Source organism: Amycolatopsis tolypomycina (genome assembly GCF_900105945.1).
Taxonomy (GTDB): domain Bacteria; phylum Actinomycetota; class Actinomycetes; order Mycobacteriales; family Pseudonocardiaceae; genus Amycolatopsis; species Amycolatopsis tolypomycina.
Map to the genome: position 1 here is coordinate 871,702 of NZ_FNSO01000003.1, position 19,022 is coordinate 890,723.

22 protein-coding genes are annotated in these 19,022 nt (G+C 69.2%); 7 read left to right on the forward strand and 15 right to left on the reverse strand.

Annotated elements, in window-relative coordinates; all coding sequences use genetic code 11:
• Window position 1: 1 nt before the first annotated feature.
• Complete coding sequence (locus tag BLW76_RS09870) at window positions 2–214, reverse strand: hypothetical protein (protein ID WP_091305601.1); 213 nt, start codon at window positions 212–214, stop codon at window positions 2–4.
• A complete protein-coding gene (locus tag BLW76_RS09875; protein WP_167384536.1) occupies window positions 211–3,537 on the reverse strand; it encodes an error-prone DNA polymerase in 3,327 nt (1,108 codons plus the stop codon). Before BLW76_RS09875 ends, BLW76_RS09870 begins: the two co-directional genes overlap by 4 nt.
• A gap of 238 nt (window positions 3,538–3,775) precedes the next feature.
• On the opposite strand from BLW76_RS09875, the gene BLW76_RS09880 reads away from it, so the two are divergent.
• A complete protein-coding gene (locus tag BLW76_RS09880; RefSeq protein ID WP_091305602.1) occupies window positions 3,776–3,973 on the forward strand; it encodes a hypothetical protein in 198 nt (65 codons plus the stop codon).
• 14 nt (window positions 3,974–3,987) lie between these two features.
• Here the strand turns inward: BLW76_RS09880 and BLW76_RS09885 are convergent, their stop codons facing one another.
• Window positions 3,988–4,359, reverse strand: a complete 372-nt coding sequence (locus BLW76_RS09885; RefSeq protein WP_091305604.1) for a hypothetical protein — start codon at window positions 4,357–4,359, stop codon at window positions 3,988–3,990.
• Entirely contained in the window at window positions 4,340–4,612 is a 273-nt protein-coding gene (locus BLW76_RS47670; protein ID WP_143060585.1) for a hypothetical protein, read from the reverse strand. Before BLW76_RS47670 ends, BLW76_RS09885 begins: the two co-directional genes overlap by 20 nt.
• A 50-nt stretch (window positions 4,613–4,662) precedes the next feature.
• Here BLW76_RS47670 and BLW76_RS09890 point away from each other — a divergent pair, with 50 nt between their 5' ends.
• The 4 genes from BLW76_RS09890 (at window position 4,663) to BLW76_RS09905 (ending at window position 7,334) form a co-directional block, all read left to right on the forward strand.
• Window positions 4,663–5,214, forward strand: a complete 552-nt coding sequence (locus tag BLW76_RS09890; RefSeq protein ID WP_091305606.1) for a hypothetical protein — start codon at window positions 4,663–4,665, stop codon at window positions 5,212–5,214.
• Window positions 5,215–5,503: 289 nt separating this feature from the next.
• Window positions 5,504–6,073 carry an ATP-dependent DNA ligase gene (locus tag BLW76_RS09895; protein ID WP_167384537.1) on the forward strand — a complete coding sequence of 190 codons (570 nt, stop codon included), beginning with the start codon at window positions 5,504–5,506 and terminating at the stop codon, window positions 6,071–6,073.
• 11 nt (window positions 6,074–6,084) lie between these two features.
• Complete coding sequence (locus BLW76_RS09900) at window positions 6,085–6,438, forward strand: hypothetical protein (RefSeq protein ID WP_091305610.1); 354 nt, start codon at window positions 6,085–6,087, stop codon at window positions 6,436–6,438.
• A 539-nt stretch (window positions 6,439–6,977) separates the two neighbouring features.
• Window positions 6,978–7,334, forward strand: a complete 357-nt coding sequence (locus tag BLW76_RS09905; protein WP_143060588.1) for a hypothetical protein — start codon at window positions 6,978–6,980, stop codon at window positions 7,332–7,334.
• Between the two features lie 1,229 nt (window positions 7,335–8,563).
• Here BLW76_RS09905 and BLW76_RS09910 read toward each other — a convergent pair.
• Window positions 8,564–9,910, reverse strand: coding sequence for a hypothetical protein (locus tag BLW76_RS09910; protein WP_143060589.1), 1,347 nt, complete (start codon window positions 9,908–9,910; stop codon window positions 8,564–8,566).
• A gap of 209 nt (window positions 9,911–10,119) precedes the next feature.
• Here BLW76_RS09910 and BLW76_RS09915 point away from each other — a divergent pair, with 209 nt between their 5' ends.
• Window positions 10,120–11,007, forward strand: a complete 888-nt coding sequence (locus BLW76_RS09915; protein ID WP_208613251.1) for a phosphotransferase — start codon at window positions 10,120–10,122, stop codon at window positions 11,005–11,007.
• A gap of 89 nt (window positions 11,008–11,096) precedes the next feature.
• Here the strand turns inward: BLW76_RS09915 and BLW76_RS09920 are convergent, their stop codons facing one another.
• The 3 genes from BLW76_RS09920 to BLW76_RS09930 all read right to left on the reverse strand — a co-directional run bounded on the left by BLW76_RS09920 (window position 11,097) and on the right by BLW76_RS09930 (window position 13,052).
• The gene (locus BLW76_RS09920; protein ID WP_091305616.1) at window positions 11,097–11,531 is read right to left on the reverse strand and encodes an ankyrin repeat domain-containing protein; all 435 of its coding nucleotides are present in this window, start codon (window positions 11,529–11,531) and stop codon (window positions 11,097–11,099) included.
• 124 nt (window positions 11,532–11,655) lie between these two features.
• Complete coding sequence (locus BLW76_RS09925) at window positions 11,656–12,306, reverse strand: NUDIX hydrolase (protein ID WP_091305618.1); 651 nt, start codon at window positions 12,304–12,306, stop codon at window positions 11,656–11,658.
• A gap of 116 nt (window positions 12,307–12,422) precedes the next feature.
• Window positions 12,423–13,052 (reverse strand): AAA family ATPase, encoded by a 630-nt coding sequence (locus tag BLW76_RS09930; RefSeq protein ID WP_244170109.1) that lies wholly within the window; start codon window positions 13,050–13,052, stop codon window positions 12,423–12,425.
• A 292-nt stretch (window positions 13,053–13,344) separates the two neighbouring features.
• Between BLW76_RS09930 and BLW76_RS09935 the strand changes: the two genes are divergently transcribed.
• Window positions 13,345–13,896, forward strand: coding sequence for a hypothetical protein (locus BLW76_RS09935; protein WP_143060590.1), 552 nt, complete (start codon window positions 13,345–13,347; stop codon window positions 13,894–13,896).
• Window positions 13,897–14,100: 204 nt separating this feature from the next.
• Here BLW76_RS09935 and BLW76_RS09940 read toward each other — a convergent pair whose 3' ends face one another.
• The 7 genes from BLW76_RS09940 to BLW76_RS09970 form a co-directional block, all read right to left on the reverse strand.
• Window positions 14,101–14,619 (reverse strand): suppressor of fused domain protein, encoded by a 519-nt coding sequence (locus BLW76_RS09940; RefSeq protein WP_091305621.1) that lies wholly within the window; start codon window positions 14,617–14,619, stop codon window positions 14,101–14,103.
• Window positions 14,616–15,023 (reverse strand): ankyrin repeat domain-containing protein, encoded by a 408-nt coding sequence (locus BLW76_RS09945; RefSeq protein WP_091305623.1) that lies wholly within the window; start codon window positions 15,021–15,023, stop codon window positions 14,616–14,618. The genes BLW76_RS09940 and BLW76_RS09945 overlap by 4 nt, the downstream gene beginning before the upstream one ends.
• A 56-nt stretch (window positions 15,024–15,079) precedes the next feature.
• The gene (locus BLW76_RS09950) at window positions 15,080–16,390 is read right to left on the reverse strand and encodes a putative T7SS-secreted protein (RefSeq protein WP_091305624.1); all 1,311 of its coding nucleotides are present in this window, start codon (window positions 16,388–16,390) and stop codon (window positions 15,080–15,082) included.
• 1 nt (window position 16,391) lies between these two features.
• A complete protein-coding gene (locus BLW76_RS09955; protein ID WP_091305920.1) occupies window positions 16,392–16,733 on the reverse strand; it encodes a hypothetical protein in 342 nt (113 codons plus the stop codon).
• Between the two features lie 34 nt (window positions 16,734–16,767).
• Window positions 16,768–17,175 carry an SseB family protein gene (locus BLW76_RS09960; RefSeq protein ID WP_143060591.1) on the reverse strand — a complete coding sequence of 136 codons (408 nt, stop codon included), beginning with the start codon at window positions 17,173–17,175 and terminating at the stop codon, window positions 16,768–16,770.
• Between the two features lie 558 nt (window positions 17,176–17,733).
• Window positions 17,734–18,309 carry a DUF3558 family protein gene (locus tag BLW76_RS09965; RefSeq protein WP_091305627.1) on the reverse strand — a complete coding sequence of 192 codons (576 nt, stop codon included), beginning with the start codon at window positions 18,307–18,309 and terminating at the stop codon, window positions 17,734–17,736.
• Window positions 18,302–18,901, reverse strand: coding sequence for a hypothetical protein (locus tag BLW76_RS09970; RefSeq protein WP_091305629.1), 600 nt, complete (start codon window positions 18,899–18,901; stop codon window positions 18,302–18,304). The genes BLW76_RS09965 and BLW76_RS09970 overlap by 8 nt, the downstream gene beginning before the upstream one ends.
• Window positions 18,902–19,022 lie beyond the last annotated feature (121 nt).

Here is a 19,022-nt window from a genome sequence, read left to right on the forward strand (position 1 = left end):
GTCAACGGTCACGCCCCAACTGGGTCCACAAGCAGAGGGTGCCGTGCAGCTGGTAGCGGTGGCTGTAGGTGCGGGTCATGCCGTAGTGAGTCAGGTACTCCCCGCGCAGGCACTGCGCCGGGATGCTGGTGCTCGGCCGGATCGGGAGCAGGTCGCCGTACTCACCGCGGACGCCGGAGCGTGGACCGCCGACGGCGGGCTGGTGGGCGGTCACCGGAAATCGCGCGAGGGCGCGGTCGCCATCGACAGGTCGAGCGCTTCGATCCGGTCGGCGACGAGGGTGACGACGCCTTCGGCGGCTTGGACCTGGCCGCGGATGAGCAGGGCGGCGCTGGCGCGGGCGATGCGGCGGTGGCGCTGCCAGAGCCCGGGCGAGACGAGGACGTTGGCCATGCCGGTCTCGTCTTCGAGGTTGAGGAAGGTGATGCCGCCGGCGGTCGCGGGCCGTTGCCGGTGGGTGACCGCGCCCCCGACCCACACGCGGGTGCCGTCCTCGACTTTGGCGAGGGCGGCGGTGGTAATCGCGCCGCGCTGGTCGAGCAGTTGCCGCAGGTACTGCACGGGGTGCGAGTCGGGAGAGATGCTGGTGGCCCACAGGTCGGCGGCGGTGACCTCGAATCTGGTCATTCCGGGCAGGGCGGGGGCGTCCAGGCCGGGCACGAGCCCGGGCAGGTGCCCGGGCCGGGTGGCCGCGGCGGCGCCGGCGGCCCAGACGTCCTGGCGGCGGTCGCCGCCGAAGCTGGTGAACGCCCCGGCGGTGGCGAGGGCTTCGGCCGCGGACCGCTTCAGCTGGACCCGGCCGGTGAGGTCACCGATGCCGGTGTAAGGACCGTTGATGTCCCGTTCGGCGACAATCTGCTCGGCGACGGCCTCGCCGAGATACCGGACCCCAGCCAGCCCAAGCCGCAGGGCGACGCCACCGGTGCTGTCGGGATCGGGTTCGAGGGTGGCGTGGGCGAGGCTGGCGTTGATGTCGGGTTCCCGGATGTGGACGCCGTGCCGGCGGGCGTCGGCGACCAGCGACTGCGGGCTGTAGAAACCCATCGGCTGGGCGCGCAGCAGCCCGGCGCAGAACGCGGCCGGGTGGTACCGCTTGAACCAGGCGGAGGCGTAGACGAGCAGGGCGAAGGACATGCTGTGGGCTTCGGGGAAGCCGTAGCCGGAGAAGGCGTGGATCTGCTCGAAGATCCGCGTCGCCAGTTCGCGGTCGAGGCCGTTGGCCTCGCAGCCGGCGAAGAACCGCGCCATCAGCGCTTTCATCTTCGCGCTGGAGCGTTTGGCGCCCATGGCGCGGCGCAGCTGGTCGGCTTCGGCGCCGGTGAAGGAAGCGACGTCGACGGCCATCTGCATCACCTGCTCCTGGAACAGCGGCACGCCGAGCGTGCGGTCCAGGGAGCCCGCCAGCAGGGGATGGGCGTGCTGCCATTCCTCTTCGCCGCGGCGGCGCCGGATGTAGGGGTGCACCGAGCCGCCCTGGATCGGGCCGGGCCGGATGAGGGCGACTTCGACGACCAGGTCGTAGAACTTCCGGGGCCGCAGCCGCGGCAAGGTCGCCAGCTGCGCGCGGGATTCCACTTGGAACACGCCGACGGCGTCGGCTTGGCAGAGCATGTCGTAGACCTTGGGGTCGGCGAGGTCGAGTTTCGCGATGTCCACGGTGGTGTCGTGGTGTTCGGCGACGAGGTCGATCGTGTAGTGCAGCGCGGAGAGCATGCCGAGGCCGAGCAGGTCGAACTTCACCAGCCCGACGGTCGCGCAGTCGTCCTTGTCCCACTGCAACACGCTGCGATCGGCCATGGTCGCCCACTCGACCGGGACGATCTCCGACACCGGCTGCTTGGAGATGACCATGCCGCCGGAGTGGATGCCCAGGTGGCGCGGGAAGTCCTCGATCCGGCCGGCCAGGTCGAGGACGTCGCCGGGGATATCGCCCGCCGCCTGCTGTTTCGTCGCGGCGACGCCGCCCCAGCGGTCCACGAGCTTGCCGTAGGCGTCCTGCTGCCCCGGCGAATGACCGAGCGCCTTCGCCGCATCCCGCACCGCCGACGGCGCGCGGTAGGTGATGACGTTGGCGACCTGCGCGGCGTGAAACCGGCCGTGCTTCTCGTAGACGTACTGAATGGCCTCTTCGCGGCGGTCGGACTCGATGTCGATGTCGATGTCCGGCGGCCCGTCCCGCTCCGGCGCCAAGAAGCGCTCGAACAGCAGGTTCCACTTCACTGGGTCGGCGTGGCAGATGCCGAGCGCGTAGCAGACGGCCGAGTTCGCTGCGGAGCCGCGGCCCTGGCAGAGGATGTGGTTCTCCTTGCAGAACCGGACGATGTCCCACACGACGAGGAAGTAGCCGGGGAAGTCGAGCTTCTCGATCACGTCCAGCTCGTGTTCCAGCTGCGCATACGCCCGCGGCGACTCCTCACGGGAGCCGTAGCGGGTGGCCGCGCCGGCCCAGGTCAGCTTCCGCAGGAACGACATCTCGTCGTGCCCAGGGTCGACCGGGAACGGCGGCAGGTCCGGCGCGACCAGCTGCAGGTCGAACGCCACCTCGACCCCGAGCACCGCCGCGCGCCCGACCGCACCCGGATAGCGGCGCTCGAACCGCCGCCGCTGCTCCATCCCCGAGCGCAGGAACGCCTGCCCCGATGGCGGCCGCCACCCCTCCAGCTCCTCGGTCGACCGGCGGGCCCGGACCGCGGCCAGTGCGTCGGCGACCGCCGCGTCACCGGGGGTGGCGTAGTGGACGTTGTTCGACACCACCGTCGGCAACCGCATCTCGCGGGCCAACTCGTCGAGATCGTCGTTGACGGCGTCGTCGAGGGGGTGCCGGTGATTGATCAGCTCGACGGCGACGTGGCGGTGGCCGAACCAGTCGACCAGCCGCGTCAGCTCGGCACGCGCCGCAGCCGGGCCGTGCTCGGCGAGTGCGCGGCGGACCGGGCCCTTGCGGCAGCCGGTCAGCACGACGACGTGCCCGGCGAGTTCGTCGACCAGCTCCTCGAGGTTGTAGATGGGGCGGCCTTTCTCCCCACCGGCGATCTGGGCGTGGGAGATGACCCGGCAGAGCCGGTGGTAGCCCTCCTGCTGCCGGGCCAGGACCAGCAGGTGCGACCCAGCCGGATCGGGCTCGCCGGCCTGCGGTGAAGGCAGGTCGAGCGACAGCTCGGCCCCGAACCCGACCCGCACGCCCAGCTCGCGGGCAGCGTCGTTGAACCGGACCGCGCCGTACATGCCGTCGTGATCGGTCAGCACGAGCGCGTCGAGCTCCAGCCGGGCGGCCTCTTCGACGAGGGTTTCGGGGTGGGAGGCGCCGTCGAGGAAGCTGAAGTTGGAGTGGACGTGCAGCTCCGCGTACGGGGCGCGGATCCGGTCGCCGCCGTCGTCGCGGCCGCGGCGGTCGCGCAGGTCGTCCGGTGCGCCGGCGTAGCCCTCGCGCTTGCGTGACCAGGCGGGCGAGTCGCTGCCGTCGCCGAGCACCGGCGCGCGGCCGGAGGCGATCCGCTCGACCTCGGACCACGGCACGCTCGGGTTGTTGAATGCCACGACAAGCTCCCACACCACGCCAGGATCGCTGTGGGAAGTCAGCGACGTGCATCGAACACAGGTACGACTACGTGGGCCGATCCTGCGCGATGGATTCCGCAGTGTCAATCCGAGGTGACCCCGGTAACCGCAGGTGAACGCCACGACACGGTGATCAGTGGTGCGTGATAGAACGTGGTGCGAGTGGTTGACTGCACGGCGGCGCCGTTAGGCCGAAAGAATGATCTGGGGAGGATGCGTGGCCGAGGAACCAGACCTGACCGGGGCGACGGTGTACGAGGTCGCCGACAGGCCCTCGCTCGGCGGCGGGCGATGGTATGTCCTGCCCGACGACAGCACGTTCTTCCGCCCGACCGGCGGCGAACTGCGTCAGTCGTTGATCACCGCACACACGCTGCGCGACCGGTCGACCTGGACCGAGGTCTCGGAAGGCTGACACGCTCGCGCTGTTCAGCCCGGCGTCTCGCCTCGGAAGAACTGGCGGCTCGGAACAACGAGACCAACCAGCGGAAGCACGATGAACACGACCTGGTGGACGTGGTCCTTCCCAGGCGGCAGACCGCCCAGCAGGTGTGCGAGCCAAAACGCCGGATAGAACCAGAGCGCAAACCACGCCCACCGCTCGCGGCGCCGGAAGGGCACTACGGCCAACAGGGCGCCGAACAGGCCGAGCCCGACCGAGGCAAGTCCGTCCGCGCGATACAGCAACGCATCGCCGGCCGGTGGCGCGATCGCGACCACCAGGCCGAAGCCTGCGATCCCGAGGCTGACCGCTGCCAGGCTGATCCAGCCGACCCGCAACTCAAGCCGTTCTCGCCGCATCCGCCGAACCTACCGCCGCCCAGCCGAGAACCAGCTTCGCCAGAGTGCTGCGCTTCGACACCGCTGTCTTGGTCTTCTGATGGACGGGACCGCCGGCGGGCGAGGTTGTGACGGCTGACCCTCCGAAGGTCGGGATGTTCCGGACGATCCAACAGGAATCCGTCTCGGTGAACAGTTTCGCAGTGGTGTGGTCATCTGGTGGCTTCTTCACTGTCATCGTGGCGTCGCCGACGCTGCGCATGGTGATGGCCACCAAGAAAGCCGAGCCCTGGGGGCTCGCTGTCGTTCTGCGAAAGGACTCGGATGAGCCGGATCGTTCTTCGTGCCTGCGTGACCGCGGCCGCTGTCACCGTCACGGTCGGCCTGATCGATATCCCCGCCTCCGCCGCCGGCGCCGTGGTCACCGGCCCGCTGTCGATGGCCGCGTCGTGCTCGCAGTCCTACCTGCCCCTGCCGGACCCGGCCTGCACGCCGGGGGCGAAGAACCCGGACGTGACCCAGTCGACGATCGGCTCGACGATCTGTGTCTCCGGCTGGACGGCCACGATCCGCCCGTCGACCACCTACACCAACGGGTTGAAGAAGCAGGGCATCATCGACTACGGCTACAGCGACACGAGCATGTCGGACTATGAAGAGGACCACCTCCTCCCGCTAGAGCTCGGCGGCGCCCCGAAGGACCCGCGCAACCTCTGGCCGGAGCCGCACTCGGGCAGTCCGAACTCTTACAGCAAGGACTCGGTGGAGAACGCGGTCAAGAAGGCCGTCTGCGCCCACCAAGTCACCCTGTCCGCGGCCCAGACCGCGATGCTGAACAACTGGACCACCGCGAAGTCCGTGCTCGGCATCGGCTGACCGGACCGGAGCCTCAGCCGGCTTCATCGGAGGGACAAGGCCTCGCGCCGCTGGCTTGCGGGGATGGCTGGTGTGGTCGTGCCTCGCAGGTGGAAAGTGGCGTCGAGATCGCCTCCCTCCGGGTGGAGGGTGAGGTCGCCTCCGGTGGCGCGGGTGTAGCCAGTAGCCCCGTTCAGGCTGCCTGGAGGCACAGCTCGCACTCGGCTTGTCACTGTTTGCGCAGGTGACCTGGTGTCGGTTGTGGACGTTCGCCGGGCGATTGCGCGTGGTGTGGGCGACGATGGATGTCATGGCGGCGCTGCGGTCTCCGGTGCAGTTGATGCTCGCGCAAGCAGCGCGGGACGTGCCCGAGTCGCGGCTGGAGCGCCGGTGGGCATTCGAGCCGAAGTTCGACGGGTGGCGTGCGGCGCTGTTCACCGCCGGCCGGGTGTTGCAGAGCCGGCGTGAGACCGACCTGGCTGCACGCTTTCCCGAGGTCGTGGACGCGGGGGCGCAGCTGGGTGATGTCGTGCTGGACGGCGAGGTAGTGGCGCTGCGCGCGGGCCACCTGGACTTCGGGGCGCTCACCTCGAATCCGCGGGAGCGTCCAGGCGCTGGCGTGACCATCTACTTCGTCGCGTTCGACCTGCTCGCCGACAGCACAACCGACCTGCGGTCGAAGCGCTACCGGGAGCGCCGTGCACGGCTCGAGCAGCTGTTCGCCGGAGTCACGCCGCCGTTGCAGCTGGCTCCGAGCACGACCGACCGTGCGGCCGCGCTGGCCTGGATGCAGCCGGAGGTGAGCGCCGTCGGGATCGAGGGGATCGTGGCCAAGCTCCAGGACGCCCCTACCGCGCCGGCCGGACGGGTGCGTGGGTGAAAGTTCGCCAGATGATGGTGGTGGACGCGTTGGTTGTCGGCGTAGCCGGCGATGCACGGCAGCCAACGGAGGTCGTTCTCGCCCGCCGTGACGACTGCGGCGAGCTGCGCCAGATCGGACTATCCCTGCCGCTGGCGTCGGCGCTGCGAACCGAGGTCGGTGCGCGGGTCAGACTTACCGGCGAGCCTGCGGTCCAGGTCTCGACCGGCGTGTTCGGTCGCGGGCACACCGACTACCTGCCCGTGCAGCCGGATCTGGTCGTCGAGGTCGAAGCGGAGTCGTCGGTCGAGTCGTTCACCAACCGACTCCGGCCCCGCGTGTACCGGGTGCGGCCCGACCTGCGCCCGGACGATGCCGCGCTGTGACCGCGTCTGCCGTCATCCAGGGTCGCCATCGTGACTCGCCGAAGCTCGGCGGGCGCGACTGACCTGGGGTTTGTGTGTCGAGACCGAGCGTGGCGGGTTCGCGCGGTTCGGCAATGTCGTCGTCCGGTGTCGCAGCTGCAGTGGCTGGTTTTGTTCGTGGTTTGTGACCGCGTTTCTCCGCGGGAACCGACCGCACATCGGTCGACGGGGAGGCTTGTGTTCGCGAGAACCGACCGCACTGCCGCCCGACCCCGAACGCGACGGGCAGCACCCGCTCTACCTCGATCCTGGCGATCCCGCCGTTGCGACGGCGCAGGTCCAGGCGGAGCGCCCGCAGCGAAGCGAGGACGAACGGCCTGGAGGGGCACCGCCGCAACGGCCACACTCGGCCACGAGGAAGGGCACGTGCGGTCACTTCTGACCGACATTGATCATGGTGAAGATCGTTTTGTGCGGTCAGATGCGGCGAACAAGTGCGGTCAGTTGGCGCGAACACAATCAAGTGGCCGATTGACGGGCGCGGGGTGATGCTGATCAGTATGGGAACGGTGCACCAGTTGGCGGGGCGGCGGCCCGGCGACGAGCGAGCCTTCCGCGCGTCGATCGCGATCGGGATCGGGGATGACGACACGGTCGGCACGCTCACCGTGTCCGAGCATGGTAGCGAGGCCGAGGCGCGGGCTTGGCTCGAGGAGGAGTTGCCGCGTGCCCGGTTCCCGGAGTGGGTCGGTCGCCGCCGGCACGGTACAGCCGGCGCGTTCTTGTTCGGGCAGATCGAGCGCGGCTTCTATGTCGAGGACGCCGCCGAAGGCCTCGCGTTCGAGCCGGACCTTGATCAACCGGGTTGGGACGCTGACCTGGTCGACGGCATGCTGCGGTGGCGGCGCAGCCCTTGAACGCACCTCGGGACGAGGCTGGTGCCTCAGCCCGCCGGAGGTACCGATCGGCGCTGGTGCCTCTGTGCGCCGCTGCTCGCGTCCAGCGGACCGGACTGGCAGCGGGCGAGACGACGGACGCCGGAGGGCTGGCGTCGCTGCCCCGCTGCACACGACGCCGGGCTGATTACTGGCATTTCGGCCGAGGCGAGCGGGACAACGCCCGGGGTTCGCAGCCTTCTTTGCGCCCTGACACCGTCGCAGAGCGATCCTCTACCGGCGGACGGGTCCCTGTACCGGGGCAAAATCGGGAAGATTGTGTCACCGGACTTCTGTCACTGTGTACAAGCATCGGATGTCGTTACGAGAGTTGTTTTGCGTATCGTTGTGGCTATGTCGGGATTACTGTGTCGAGTTAATCCTGAATTTGTGTTGCGGATGATTCGACGAAGCTAGTCAATCCGGTAAACTAGTCTATGTGGATTCGGGTACTTCGCTCGTGTCGTCTGCATTCGGCACGGTGACAGACTCGTATCCCGCTGGTAGAGGAGCCGCAGGAGGCCAGCCGGCAGCCCCTCTACCAGGAGAAATGAGCCGCGCTCGGCTGCTAGAGGATCAGCATGAGGACGCCGAGCACGGCGAGGAGGACGGCGTACCCGGTCACCTGGACGGTGATCGGGCCGCTGATCTTCAGGGTCAGCAGGACCCGCGTTCTCCTCTTCATCACTCTCACCTCCTTTCCTGTCGTGAGCGCTCGCACGGCAGGAAAGGAGGTGATGGGGAAACCGTACCGCGTCGCGGCGCCCGCCTGTGGCATTCCACGGGCCTTACTGTTTCTTCGCCGCGTCTTCGCAGGTGCACGGGCTGCGTCGGCTCGCGGTGTTGATGTACGTAGGTCTGGCTCCAAGCCCAGGCGGCGGTTCCCTGGCCGGGCATGGCCCCCGGAGCCAGGCCCACGTCTCGCATGCCGGTGCCCGGAACGGGACGCTCTGTCGGCGATGAGTCGTCTTCACGAGGCCTCCGGCCGAGCTTGCCGGCGGGACCTCGGATGCGCGGGCGGTGCGTCTCGGCGAGGTGGAGTAACTCGCCGCAAGGACGGATACCACGTGGACCCGCTGGTCAGCTTCCAGCGGTGGCCGGTCCGAACAGCCGGGTCCCATGGGGCACGCTGGAACGCCGTCGCGCGGCGCGCTTCGGCGGGCAGCGGCGTTGTCTGCTGGAGCGGTCCGTGCGTGCTGCCGAGTGCGGGCTCATCGCCTCCGGCGAGGCAAGAGGGCGTCGAACAGCCGATGCCCAGCGGCGATCGCGATACCGGTGGCGAACGCGGTCAGCAACGGTCCCGCGAAGGCGGATCCGGCCCTCGCCGGTTCGCCGGGAACGCCGGCGGCACCAGCCGGCATCGTCGACGGCGTAGCTGCGGGTTCACGCTGCATCGGCTCTGTGATGTCCCCTGCGGGTGCGCTGGTCGGCCGGGCCAGGCGGTGGATGTCGTGGACGACCTCGGCGAGCTTGGTAGCCACTGGTTGTCCATCCCAGACCAGCAGATCCACCCGACCCAGGGCGGCCAGCTCGGCGAAGCGGCCGTCCGCGCTGCCGACCAGGAAGATCCGGCCGCCTTCCGTGTGGACGTATCGCGCGTGCGCGAGCAGGGCGAGCTCGGCGGCGTCCGGGCCCGGCTGGACCCGCAACGATGCGATACGCAGTTCGGCCAGCATCGACGCGAGCGGATCGCCGTCGGCCTCGTCGGGAACGGCGTAGGCCGCGACCGCGTGGTGGATAGGCCCGGCGGCGGCCAGCAGGCCTGCCAACCGTGTCCGCAGCGGCCGAGGCCGCAGCCGCACACAGCCGAGATTCTCCAGGTCGAGCAGCAGCGTGCGGTCGTCGGACCTCAAATCGGCGGCCTCCGATCGGCGGGAAGCGTTGACGTCGAACGGTAGCGCTGTCACCGCGGAGCCGACGTTCGGCTCGGCGAGTGCTCCACAACCAGGCTTACGTCGGGGATCGGGATGGTCTCTGCCGATGTGCTCCCCACCGAGTGCGGAACTGCCAGTCGCTGGTTGCGCGGGTGGGTGTCGATCAGCGGGCGCGCCCAGGCGGGTGCCTGCTCGAGCAAGTACCTGCGGCTTTCGGATCGCCCCGGGCCACAACACCACGTGGTAGAGATCGTCGCCGTGGATGCCGTCGCTTGAGATGGTGCCGAAGCCCGCGGCGTAGATGCGTGCGGTGTAGCTGCCGGCGGGAACGGTGATGCGGGGGACGGCGTCGATGCAGTCGAGCATCGACACGATGACGGTGCCGGATTCGATGTGCAGGCCGGCTTCGGTGACGTGGTCCCAGCCGTCGAAGTCGTTGACCGGACCATGCGTGCGGACGTCCAGGATGACCGGAACGGTGGTGCGTCGCGCGGTGCCGACGCCGACGACACCGTCGCGCGCGGCGATCATGTCGGAGATCAGGGCGCGGGTCCACGCTCGGTCGGGTTCCAGCCGCGCGGTCTCGTCCTGGACCATGAAGCTGTTGTAATCGGCGAAGACGTCGAGCTCGGCGTAGGCCAGCTGCATGCCGGCTGGCCTGCCAGCCGGTGCGTGGTCAGCCATCAGGTGTACCTGCACTCCGTGGGATAGGTCGTGGATCGTCTGCCCGGACCGCTCGCCGGCGAGCTGCGGGGATACCGGCACGCCCGTCGGCGCCGTCGTGGCGCCGGGGATACCGCCCCAGCCAGGACCTGTTTCCCGGGCGAGTCCTGATCTCTGCCGGTCACGCTACCGTTGATCGGCACGGGTTGGGCCGCACGAAGGAGTCCCGGGTGTCTACGGTCAGGGGTGGCGGAGCGTGCCTGAGCAGCGCAGCTACCACGGCGGCTGCGCTGGACCTGCGGGCCCATCCCCGGGACGACGTGCTGGCTCGGGTCGAGAAGGCCCTGGAAATGCGGCTGGACCGGGCGGGTCTGGTACGGAAGCGCCGCTCGATCGGCGCGGCCACCGACCGCGGCACCTGGGTCCGTGTCGAGATGCGGCGCATGGAGAAGATGGCCGGCCAGGGCTTCAACGGCCCGGAGGCGGCCGCGCTGCTCTCCGGCATCGCGAAACCCGCCTGGCACGCCAGCGTGACGTGGAGCGAGCGGGAGCACGGACTGATGTGGCGGGCGGATGAGACAGAATTGGTCGCGGCCGTGCCGATCAAGCCCGGCGGCGTCCTCACCACCGATCCGCAGCTGCCGGCGGCGTGGTGGTCGACGCTGAACGCCTCGCTGGACGCGCTCGCGGTGGCCGAGACCACGCGGATCGCGACCCTGCACACCACGCCGATCACCCAAGCCCGCGTCGCGGAGCAGATCCGTGCGGCGTTCGGCCCGGATATCGACACCACGATCGAGCGATGGGTGCCCGCCCACGCGGACTTCGCCTGGGCCAACCTGACCGGCCCGGAGTGCTGGATCCTGGACTGGGAGGACTGGGGCCTGGCCCCGCGCGGGCTGGACGCGGCGATGCTGTGGGCGGCGTCGCTCGCGGTTCCCGGTCTGGCCGAGCAGGTGTACCGCCTGCGGCAGGCCGATCTGGACAGCCGGGACGGGCAGCTGATGCAGCTGTTCTTCGCCGCCGCCATCGTCGGCGCTCCGGGCGGCTCCGTCGGGCCGCTGCTGGACGCGGCCCGCACGGCAGCCGACAGGTTGCTCACCGAGCTGCGGTCCTGATCGGTCCAACGACCACACCAGGCGTTCGTGGAGTCCGATCTTCAACTCCGGCAGCCGGGTGCCGGCCGCGTGGGCGCCGAGAGGTCAGGTCAGGTGCTGGTCGACGGCGGGATCGGTCCTGGCTGCAGAACCGCCGCGAGCTCGTCGGGAAACCCGAGCTGTCCCTGGCAGATCTCGGCCGGAGTACGGCCGTTCGTCTCGAGGGCGGTCTTGTCCGCGCCGCGCTCCAGCAGGAGCTTGATCATCGCGCCCTCGGGGGATTGGCGCCAGCGGATCACCGCGAGATGCAGCGGGCTGACACCGGGGGTGCAGACGGCCTGCACGTCGGCGCCCGCGTCCAGCAGCACCCGAGCGGCGTCGACGGCGCCGTCCTGCACGGCGAAGTGCAATGGCGTGTAGTGGCTTCTCGTCTCTGTCAGGTTGACATCGACCCCGGCGGCCAGCCGCTCGCGGACCCCGTCGGCGTCATTGTTGTTGGCCGCGTAGTGCAACGGGTCGCGGCCTGCCTGGTCCAGTCCGGTCATCTCATCTCGCTCCGGTCGATGCCGAGGGTGGAGCTGTCTTCGAAGTAGTAGACGTTCGCGAGATCGGGGAAGTCGGCGAAGTTCCTCATGCGCTCGCTGGTCCCTGGTGATCGGTGTGCGGTTGTCACCAGAACAGGTTTCTGCGTTGGCCGGTGCAGAAGCGGCGCGCGGCAATGAACAGGCGAAGGTAGAGCTGGTCGAGTGTAAGGTAGTTGGGTACCAGGTCGGCGGTGGCCAGGGTGCCGTCGCTGTAGTCGAGGCCGGTGTCGGTGCGGGTGGCGTAGCGAGCGGGCACGGCGTCGATGTCGCCGTCGGCGAGCGCGATCGCGTCGTGCAGGGCGATGTCCACCAGACCGGACACCTCGGCGTCGGCCAGCGGGATCTCGTCCAACCCCACGTCCAGGGGCAGCAGGTGCCAGTGCTGGAACTCGCGCTCGACGTAGTCGGGTGCGAGGGTGACGGCGGTCTGCCGCAGGCCGATTGGGTGAAGGTCGCGATAAGCGACGGGGAGGCCGAGTTCCTCGTGGATCTCGCGTACGCCGTCGGGGATGGTCTCGCCGGCATGGTAGTGGCCGCCGACGGTGATGTCGGCGTAGTCGGGCCGGTTGAAGCTGTACCGGCCAGGGGCCTTTTTCTGGAGGAGCACACGCTGGGTGGTGGGGTTGACGGCGAGGGCGGAGAAGGTGCGGTGCCACAATCCCTTGGCGTGCGCGGTCTTCTTGTCTTCGGTGCCGATGGGTTCGTAGCGGTCGTTGAAGATGTCGATCAGCGTCACAAGTAGTCCTCGGCTGTGGTGAGCGTCGTCAGATTTCCATATCCCTGTGACGCACGCATCCGGAATGTCGGCACGGTCGCCCAGAGCCTCGCGCGCCGGGAGGACCTAATGGTCGGTCACCCGGAACGCGGGGTGCTTCGCCGCGCTGCGCGGGGGTCGCTCGGGGCAGGTGGCGTGGGCGGCGGCGTTGCCGCAGTCAGGAGATCGTCGCCGACGGGTGCGAGGCGCGCGTCGCGGCAAATGCGGTCGACGGTGTCGGCCAGGCTGGAGGACTGGGGAATCACGATCTCCCCAGGTACGTCCAGCCGGTCGTCCGGCTCGAACCACGAGGCCATGTCGGTGATCGAGAACTCGTCCGCCTCAGGTCTGGTGGCGTGGCGGGAGAACGTCTCGGCCAGCTCGACCTGCAGGAAGTAGACGAGCGTCCGCCCGCGGTGCGCAGTCATCAGCTCCCGCAAGGCCGGACCGTAAGCGGCCGCGCTGAGAATGCCCTCCACCAACACCGGCCACCCCGCGTTCAGCAGGAAGCCGGCGGAATGTGCGATGAAGTCCGGTGCCAGACCCCCGGAGACGTCTTTCCGTTCCCAGAGCAGCGATCTCCTGATCACATCCTGACCCAGGACCGCCATTCCGCGCCCGTGGCGCTGGCGCACCGACTTCGCCACTGACGACTTCCCCGAACCGCTCGGCCCGCGGACGATGATCAGAAGACTCGACGGAGATCCTACCTTTTCGTAGCCCAGCACGCCCACGAGCATGCCAGCGCCGCACGACCTCTCCACGCCCGCCATGCCGACGGTGGACGAATGTGGTTGTCCAGCCCGGGCAACGAAATGCGACCGGTCACGCCGGGCAGCACGAGCGCGCAGCGACTTGCGGAAACTGGTGCAGCGCGTCGCGGTCGTTGAGCAGCCGGGTGACAATCAGTACAGTGCCGGTTGTGATTGCTGATCACGAGGTATGCGGCCGCTGGATACCAGCCATTCCGACGCGCGGGCGGCCGGGTTTTCTGTCTGCGGGACGTGGCAGGCTGCGATCATGACGATCGAGCCCGGCCGGGAGCAACAGTCGAATGCTGGTGACACGGTGACCGTCGTGGGCTGGACGTTCACCGTCAGCGGGGATGGCCGGCAAGCGGAGGTGCGTGCGCCAGGCGGAATCGTCGTGACGGCGGTCTCCGGCAGCACGGCGACTCTGTCGCTTCCGGACGTCGAGCCGCCGTCCAACGGTCTTGATGCCGGGCCGCCCCCGAAATGGGACGTCGACCTCGCCGAGCTCATTCTGCGGCGTGCACGTCCCGTCGGATCGGTTTTCATCCGGGCGTTGGTCGATCAGGGCGGGACTGCCACCGCCGAGAAGTTGCGGGAGCTGACCGGCCTCGATGCCTTGAACCAGGCCACCCAGACCCTGACGCAGGCCGCCAGTGCGGTGTTCTCCGAAGGCGACCGCCACCGACGCGGCCGATACTGGCGTCACTTCTTCGCCGCGCGCACGCACCCCGACCAGCCACGTGGCCGTGTCTACGACTATCACCTGCCAGAGGAGTTGGTTCCACTCTTCGCGGACGCGCTTGTTCGTCTCGGTCGTTGACCGGATCGTCGGGGCTCGGACTGGCAGCACGTGTGCACCTGCGACAGACAATTCCACAGTTGGCAAGATCGTGCCGAACTCAGATTCGGCAATATGTGCAGCTGATCCGAATTCGATGGATCAATCGCCAGCCCGCGAAACAGTTCGTCTGGTTTGGGGTTTCGCGAAGCGCACTATTGATCAATTCAGCGAAGGTTCGCGGATCTACCTCGTCACGTCCAACAGCGGCGGGTCCTTGACCTCGAGGGTGTCGATGAGTGCGTCGAGACCGCCGGTCTGCGCTTGCTGGACTTCGGCGGCGGTGAGGGGGATGAGGGTGACGATCTGGATTCGGATGTCGCCGTTGTCGGTGACAGTGTTGAAGGCGTCGTCGAGGTAGGGGTGGCTGGCGGCGAGCAGGCCGTGGATGTTGGTGCGGTCGAGGATCGGTGCCTGGCTGGGGATCAGCTGCGGCACGAGGGGGCCGCGGTCGGTCTCGAGGATCTGTTCGAACATCGCAGTCACCAGGTGCGCGGCTGCGCCGTCCTGGCCGGACAGGACCGAGCAGACGAGCTCCTGGGGCTTCAGCGCGGCGACGTCGAGGTCGGAGAGCCCGCGCGTGGCGAAGGAGACGTACTCCGGCCGCTCGTGCCGCCACAGCTGCACCCCACGGTCGAGCTGCCTGACCTGGGTGGCTGCGCCGAGGAAGCGGGTGAGGTGATCGCCGAGCTGGGGATGGGTCATGGGGTGAGCAGCTCCTGCAGATCCTCGGGGAACTCGAACTGGCCTTTGCTGCGATCGTGGGGTGTCCACCCGTGCATGTCCCCGGCGGTCTTGTCGGCGCCGCGGTCGAGCAAAAGCTTGATCATGGCGCCGTCGGTGCTTTGCCGCCACCGGCTGACCGCCAGGTGCAGCGGGGTGATGTCACGGTCGGCGCGGGCTTCGATGTCCGCACCGGCGTCGAGGAGCGCCGTGGCGGCGGCGAGCGCGCCGTTGTCGACGGCGAAGTGCAGCGGGGTGTAGCGGGCGCGCTGCTCGGGCAGGTCGACCGGGACTCCGGCGGCCAGCCGTTCGCGGATGGTGTCGGGGTCGTTGTTCATCGCGGCGTAGTGCAATGGGTCGCGTCCCTCGCGGTCCAGGTCGCTCATGTTCGTGTCCTCCCTTCCGTCCTTGGCATTCCCGTCGGTTCGACCGTACAACATGATCACGGTGGTAGTTCGTACTTGTGGCTGCGGTTGGCGGCGCGGTCTTCGAGCCGGTATCGGGTGGATTGGTTCTGGTCTTCGATGACCCGTTGCCGGTCGTAGCCGCCGGCTTCGGCTTCCTGCTTGTAGCGCCACCATTCCTGGCCCGGCCGGTGCCCCATGTCGTACGTGCCGGGCTTGGGGACGGTCATGCCGTTCGGGTCGGGTTTGCCGGTGTCGGGGTTGACCTTGGTCAGGCTGCCGTCGGGGTTGTGTTCGGCGGGGATGATCTTGCCGGAGGCTTCGCATTCGAAGCCCTGCCCGTCGGGGGTGCGGGTCGCGTCGCGGATGACGGCGCGTTCGGTGCTCGCGCGGAGTTTGACCCGGTTGCGGGTGGGTTCGTAGATCGGCCGCGGCGCCGGCGTGGGTGGCTCGTCGGGGCCATGGTGTCCGTCGGGTTTCGGTTCGCCGTCGCCGGGTTCGTGCCGGCCGGCGCGTTCGCGCAGGAGCTTGCCGCCGCCGAAGGTGGCGAGACCGACCAGCATTTCGCCGGTGACCTTGCCCAGGGCGCGGTCGCCGCGGCCGTTGGCCCAGTCGTCCCAGGCCACCATCTCCTTGAACGTGTCGACGGGGTGGGTGATGTTGTGCGCCATCGCCGCGACGGTTTCGGCGGGATCGGATACCAGGGTGTAGAGGGCTTCACCGGCGCCCTTGATGCTGTCCCAGATGCCGCCGTAGAAGTTGGCGTCGGATTGCTTGCGTGAGTCCTGGGGTGCGAGCGCGGCCTCGGCGCGCAGGGCCTCGGCGCAGCGGTCGCCTTCGCCGGTGACCTGCTGGCGGGCCCGGGCGAGCATGTCTCGGGCTGCCTGGCGCTGGGCTTCGCCGGGGTCGGTGAACGGCGGAGCCTGCACGACGGTGGGGTCGCCGTGCTCGGCGTTCGCGCGGGTGCGCGTGTCGGCGTCGGCGACCGCGCGGTCGTGATCGGCCTGGGCCTGGCGGGTGGCGGTGTCGCCCTGCTGCCACAGGGCGATGGCTTCGGCGGCCTGGCCTTGGGCCCAGTTCAGGCAGTTGGCGAAGTCGGTCAGGGCGAGGGCGGCGTTGTCCAGGGAGTCCCCGGCGCCGATCCAGCGGGGGATCTCGGTCTGGTGGTCCTCGTGGAACTTGTCCGCGGCCGGGCCGCGCCAGGCGCCGGTGTCGATCCGTTTCAGCGCGTCGCCGGCGGTGTTGGCGTCGCGGGCGCGTTCGTGCAGGACCCGCGCGTTCTCGAACACCGCGTCCGGATCCCCCGGAATCAGGGCCTTCGGGTCGGTGGTCTGGCCGAGCTCCGGCACGTTAGTTCCCTCCGAGCATCGGCGGATCGGGGGTTACGGAGTCCCAGCCGGGATCCTCCTTCATTGCCGCGGTGTTGTCGTGCTCGACCGTCCGGTAGGCCTTCGCGGCCTTACCGAGGAGGTCACCGAGGTCGCCGGCGCGGTCGGACAGAGCGTCCAGCCCGACGCTCCACCGGCCGCAGAACTCGCCCAGCGCACCGTGCACCCCGTCATGGCCGTAGAGCGGCGGCTCCCCGCACAGGCCCCGCAGTTCGAAGCTGTTCTGGTCGTGCACGATCTCGGCCATGCTCGTCGACGCGCTCTCCAGCGCATCGATCTCTACGTGAAACCCTGGACCATCCACGCGGTCCACCCCTCCCCGTTGTTCCCCAGTTTGATCAGGTCGCGGTGACGGTGCGTCTGCTCGTCGCTTGCGCCCACGCCCGGGTGATCAGATCCGGGGGTGCCATCCGGGCGAGCACCGGGAACCGGTGCTCGTCGTCCGGGTCGATCATGACCCCGATGCCAGGGGGTACGAGTTCGAGCAGGTCGGCGCCGGTGGTGGCGAAGTAGTCGCAGGCACCCACGTGATGGGCCAGCCGGGGCAGCGTCGAGAACGCCACCAGCCACGACCCGCGGTCACCCAGGTCGACGACCAGCAGGCGGCCCGGCTCGGCCGGGCGCTGCACGTAGACGCGAGCACCAGCGAAGGTGTCCATGAAGTCGGTCGCGCCGCGGACGCCACTCCAGACGTCCCGAGCGACCTGCGCCAGACGCGACTCAGCCTCCCCCTGGTCGCGATCCACACCCGGCACGGTACTCACCGTAACCGCCTCGATCAACTGGCTCACCGCTGATCACCCAGACGCCGGAGTCGCGTGTGTCGACCAAGCGACGTCGGCCTGTGTTGCTCGACGGTAGGCGGCGCGGGCGGCGGCGACGGGATCACGCAGGTGGGCGCTGGTGTCCGGATTGCAGTCGAGCGGATGACGTGGGTCCGGGCGTCGGAAGCGGTTCCGAGGTGGCGGCGGGCGGTCTGCGGCACGACGAGCGTTGTGCAGGTACAGACCGAGCGCCGCGCTAGTCGCGAGCACGACCAACATCCCGAGGGCAGCGACGATCGCGGCGAGACTGAGCCAGAACCACGCACTCACCCACTCTCCTTTCCTTTGGGTGACTGGGTCGTTGAGCAGGACCGGGAGCGCGCGGTGGCCGTTGGAGGTCAGGCGTCCGGCGAGCCCGCGCGGTGCGCTGTAAGGCGCATGCAGCCCACTCTCCGTGCCGTAGTGGCCGGAGCGGCGGCGTCCCGTGGCCGCGCTCCACTCGTGCAGGCGGCCCGGAAGTTGCCAGCTGAACATCTGTTTCTAGTACCGAAGGGGTGCGATGACTCCGGCTGCGAGCTGTCTCGCTTTGCCGCAGGAGGTGGCGATGGGTTCGCCGGAGCGGCCGTTGAACAGGATCCCGATTCCTTGGCTCTGTGCGATGTCGACGATCATCTGGCACGAGGTGAAGGACCCGTCGGTGCCGGTGCTCAGCACCCATTCGCCGGCGGGATACCCGTCGAGGGACGTGGTCGTGACCCCGCTGCCGGGTCCTGTGACGAGGTGGAGCGGCCGGGTTGTTGGGTAGAACCGGACTTCGGCCGCTGCGGTCAGGTGCGGGCCGCTGGAGAGGCGGCATTGAGCCTGGCCGCCTGCGCCGGGAAGGACCGTGTCGTGCGCGTCTTCGCGCTCGGCCACGCCGAGCCCTGCAGTCAACTCGGTGGGTACCCCGGAACAGGGCGCGGCGAGGTAACGTGAGACGTCCAGCGGAGCCGCGGTGACCGGGACAGGTGCCGCTGAGCCGCTCGGCGTGGGCGGTTCGTTCGGGCTTGTGCAGGCTGCGGTGACCAGGGCGACCGCGAGGCCGGCCAGCGGGGCGTAGCGGATCGGGTTAGCCATCGAGGCGCCTCCGGATCGAGTGTGGGGGCCGGGTGACTGTCAGGTCGCGGCTGAACGCGCGCGCGTGGGCAAGGGCCCTGGTGGGGGCTCCTTTCTCGCCTGGCCGGGGTAGGGCCTGCAGACGTGCGGCGATCTCGGTCAGCGTGCCCGCGTGGCGCCAGACGGTGGCGCCATCGGCGTCGTACTGCTCACCGATCGCGAATGCCGCGCTGGTGAACATCACGATGCGGTGCCCGTGGTGCGTAGTGGTCTCCACGTCGGTGGTCTCGTAGTCGCCGTGGTAGGCCAGCGTGCCGTTGACGAGCTCGCTGCTCCACTGCGCGCGGTCATCGCCGGTGACGAGCTCGGCCAGCGCGGCGTACGCCTGGCGTTCCTCGCCACCCGAGCCGAGGCGGGCAACGGATGTCAGCACGTTTAGACCCGCGGAACCTGGCGCGTCGGTACCTGGCAGATCGCCGAGGTGCCAGGCCGCCTGGGTGAACCAGTCCGACACGTTGCTGGCGAGGCGAGTGATCGGGCATCCGTGGCCGCGGTGGTCCACACGGACAACGAATCGCCAGTCGTCTCCGTTGAACTCCGCGGTGGCCTGCACCCGGACGCCGACGCGGCGACGCCGAGGCCGAACTCGGTGGAGCACTGTGCATTCTGTCCCGGGGGCCAGCCGTGGGGGCCGCATCGGCTCCAGCTGACCGTGGTGGCAGCTGAGCGACCGC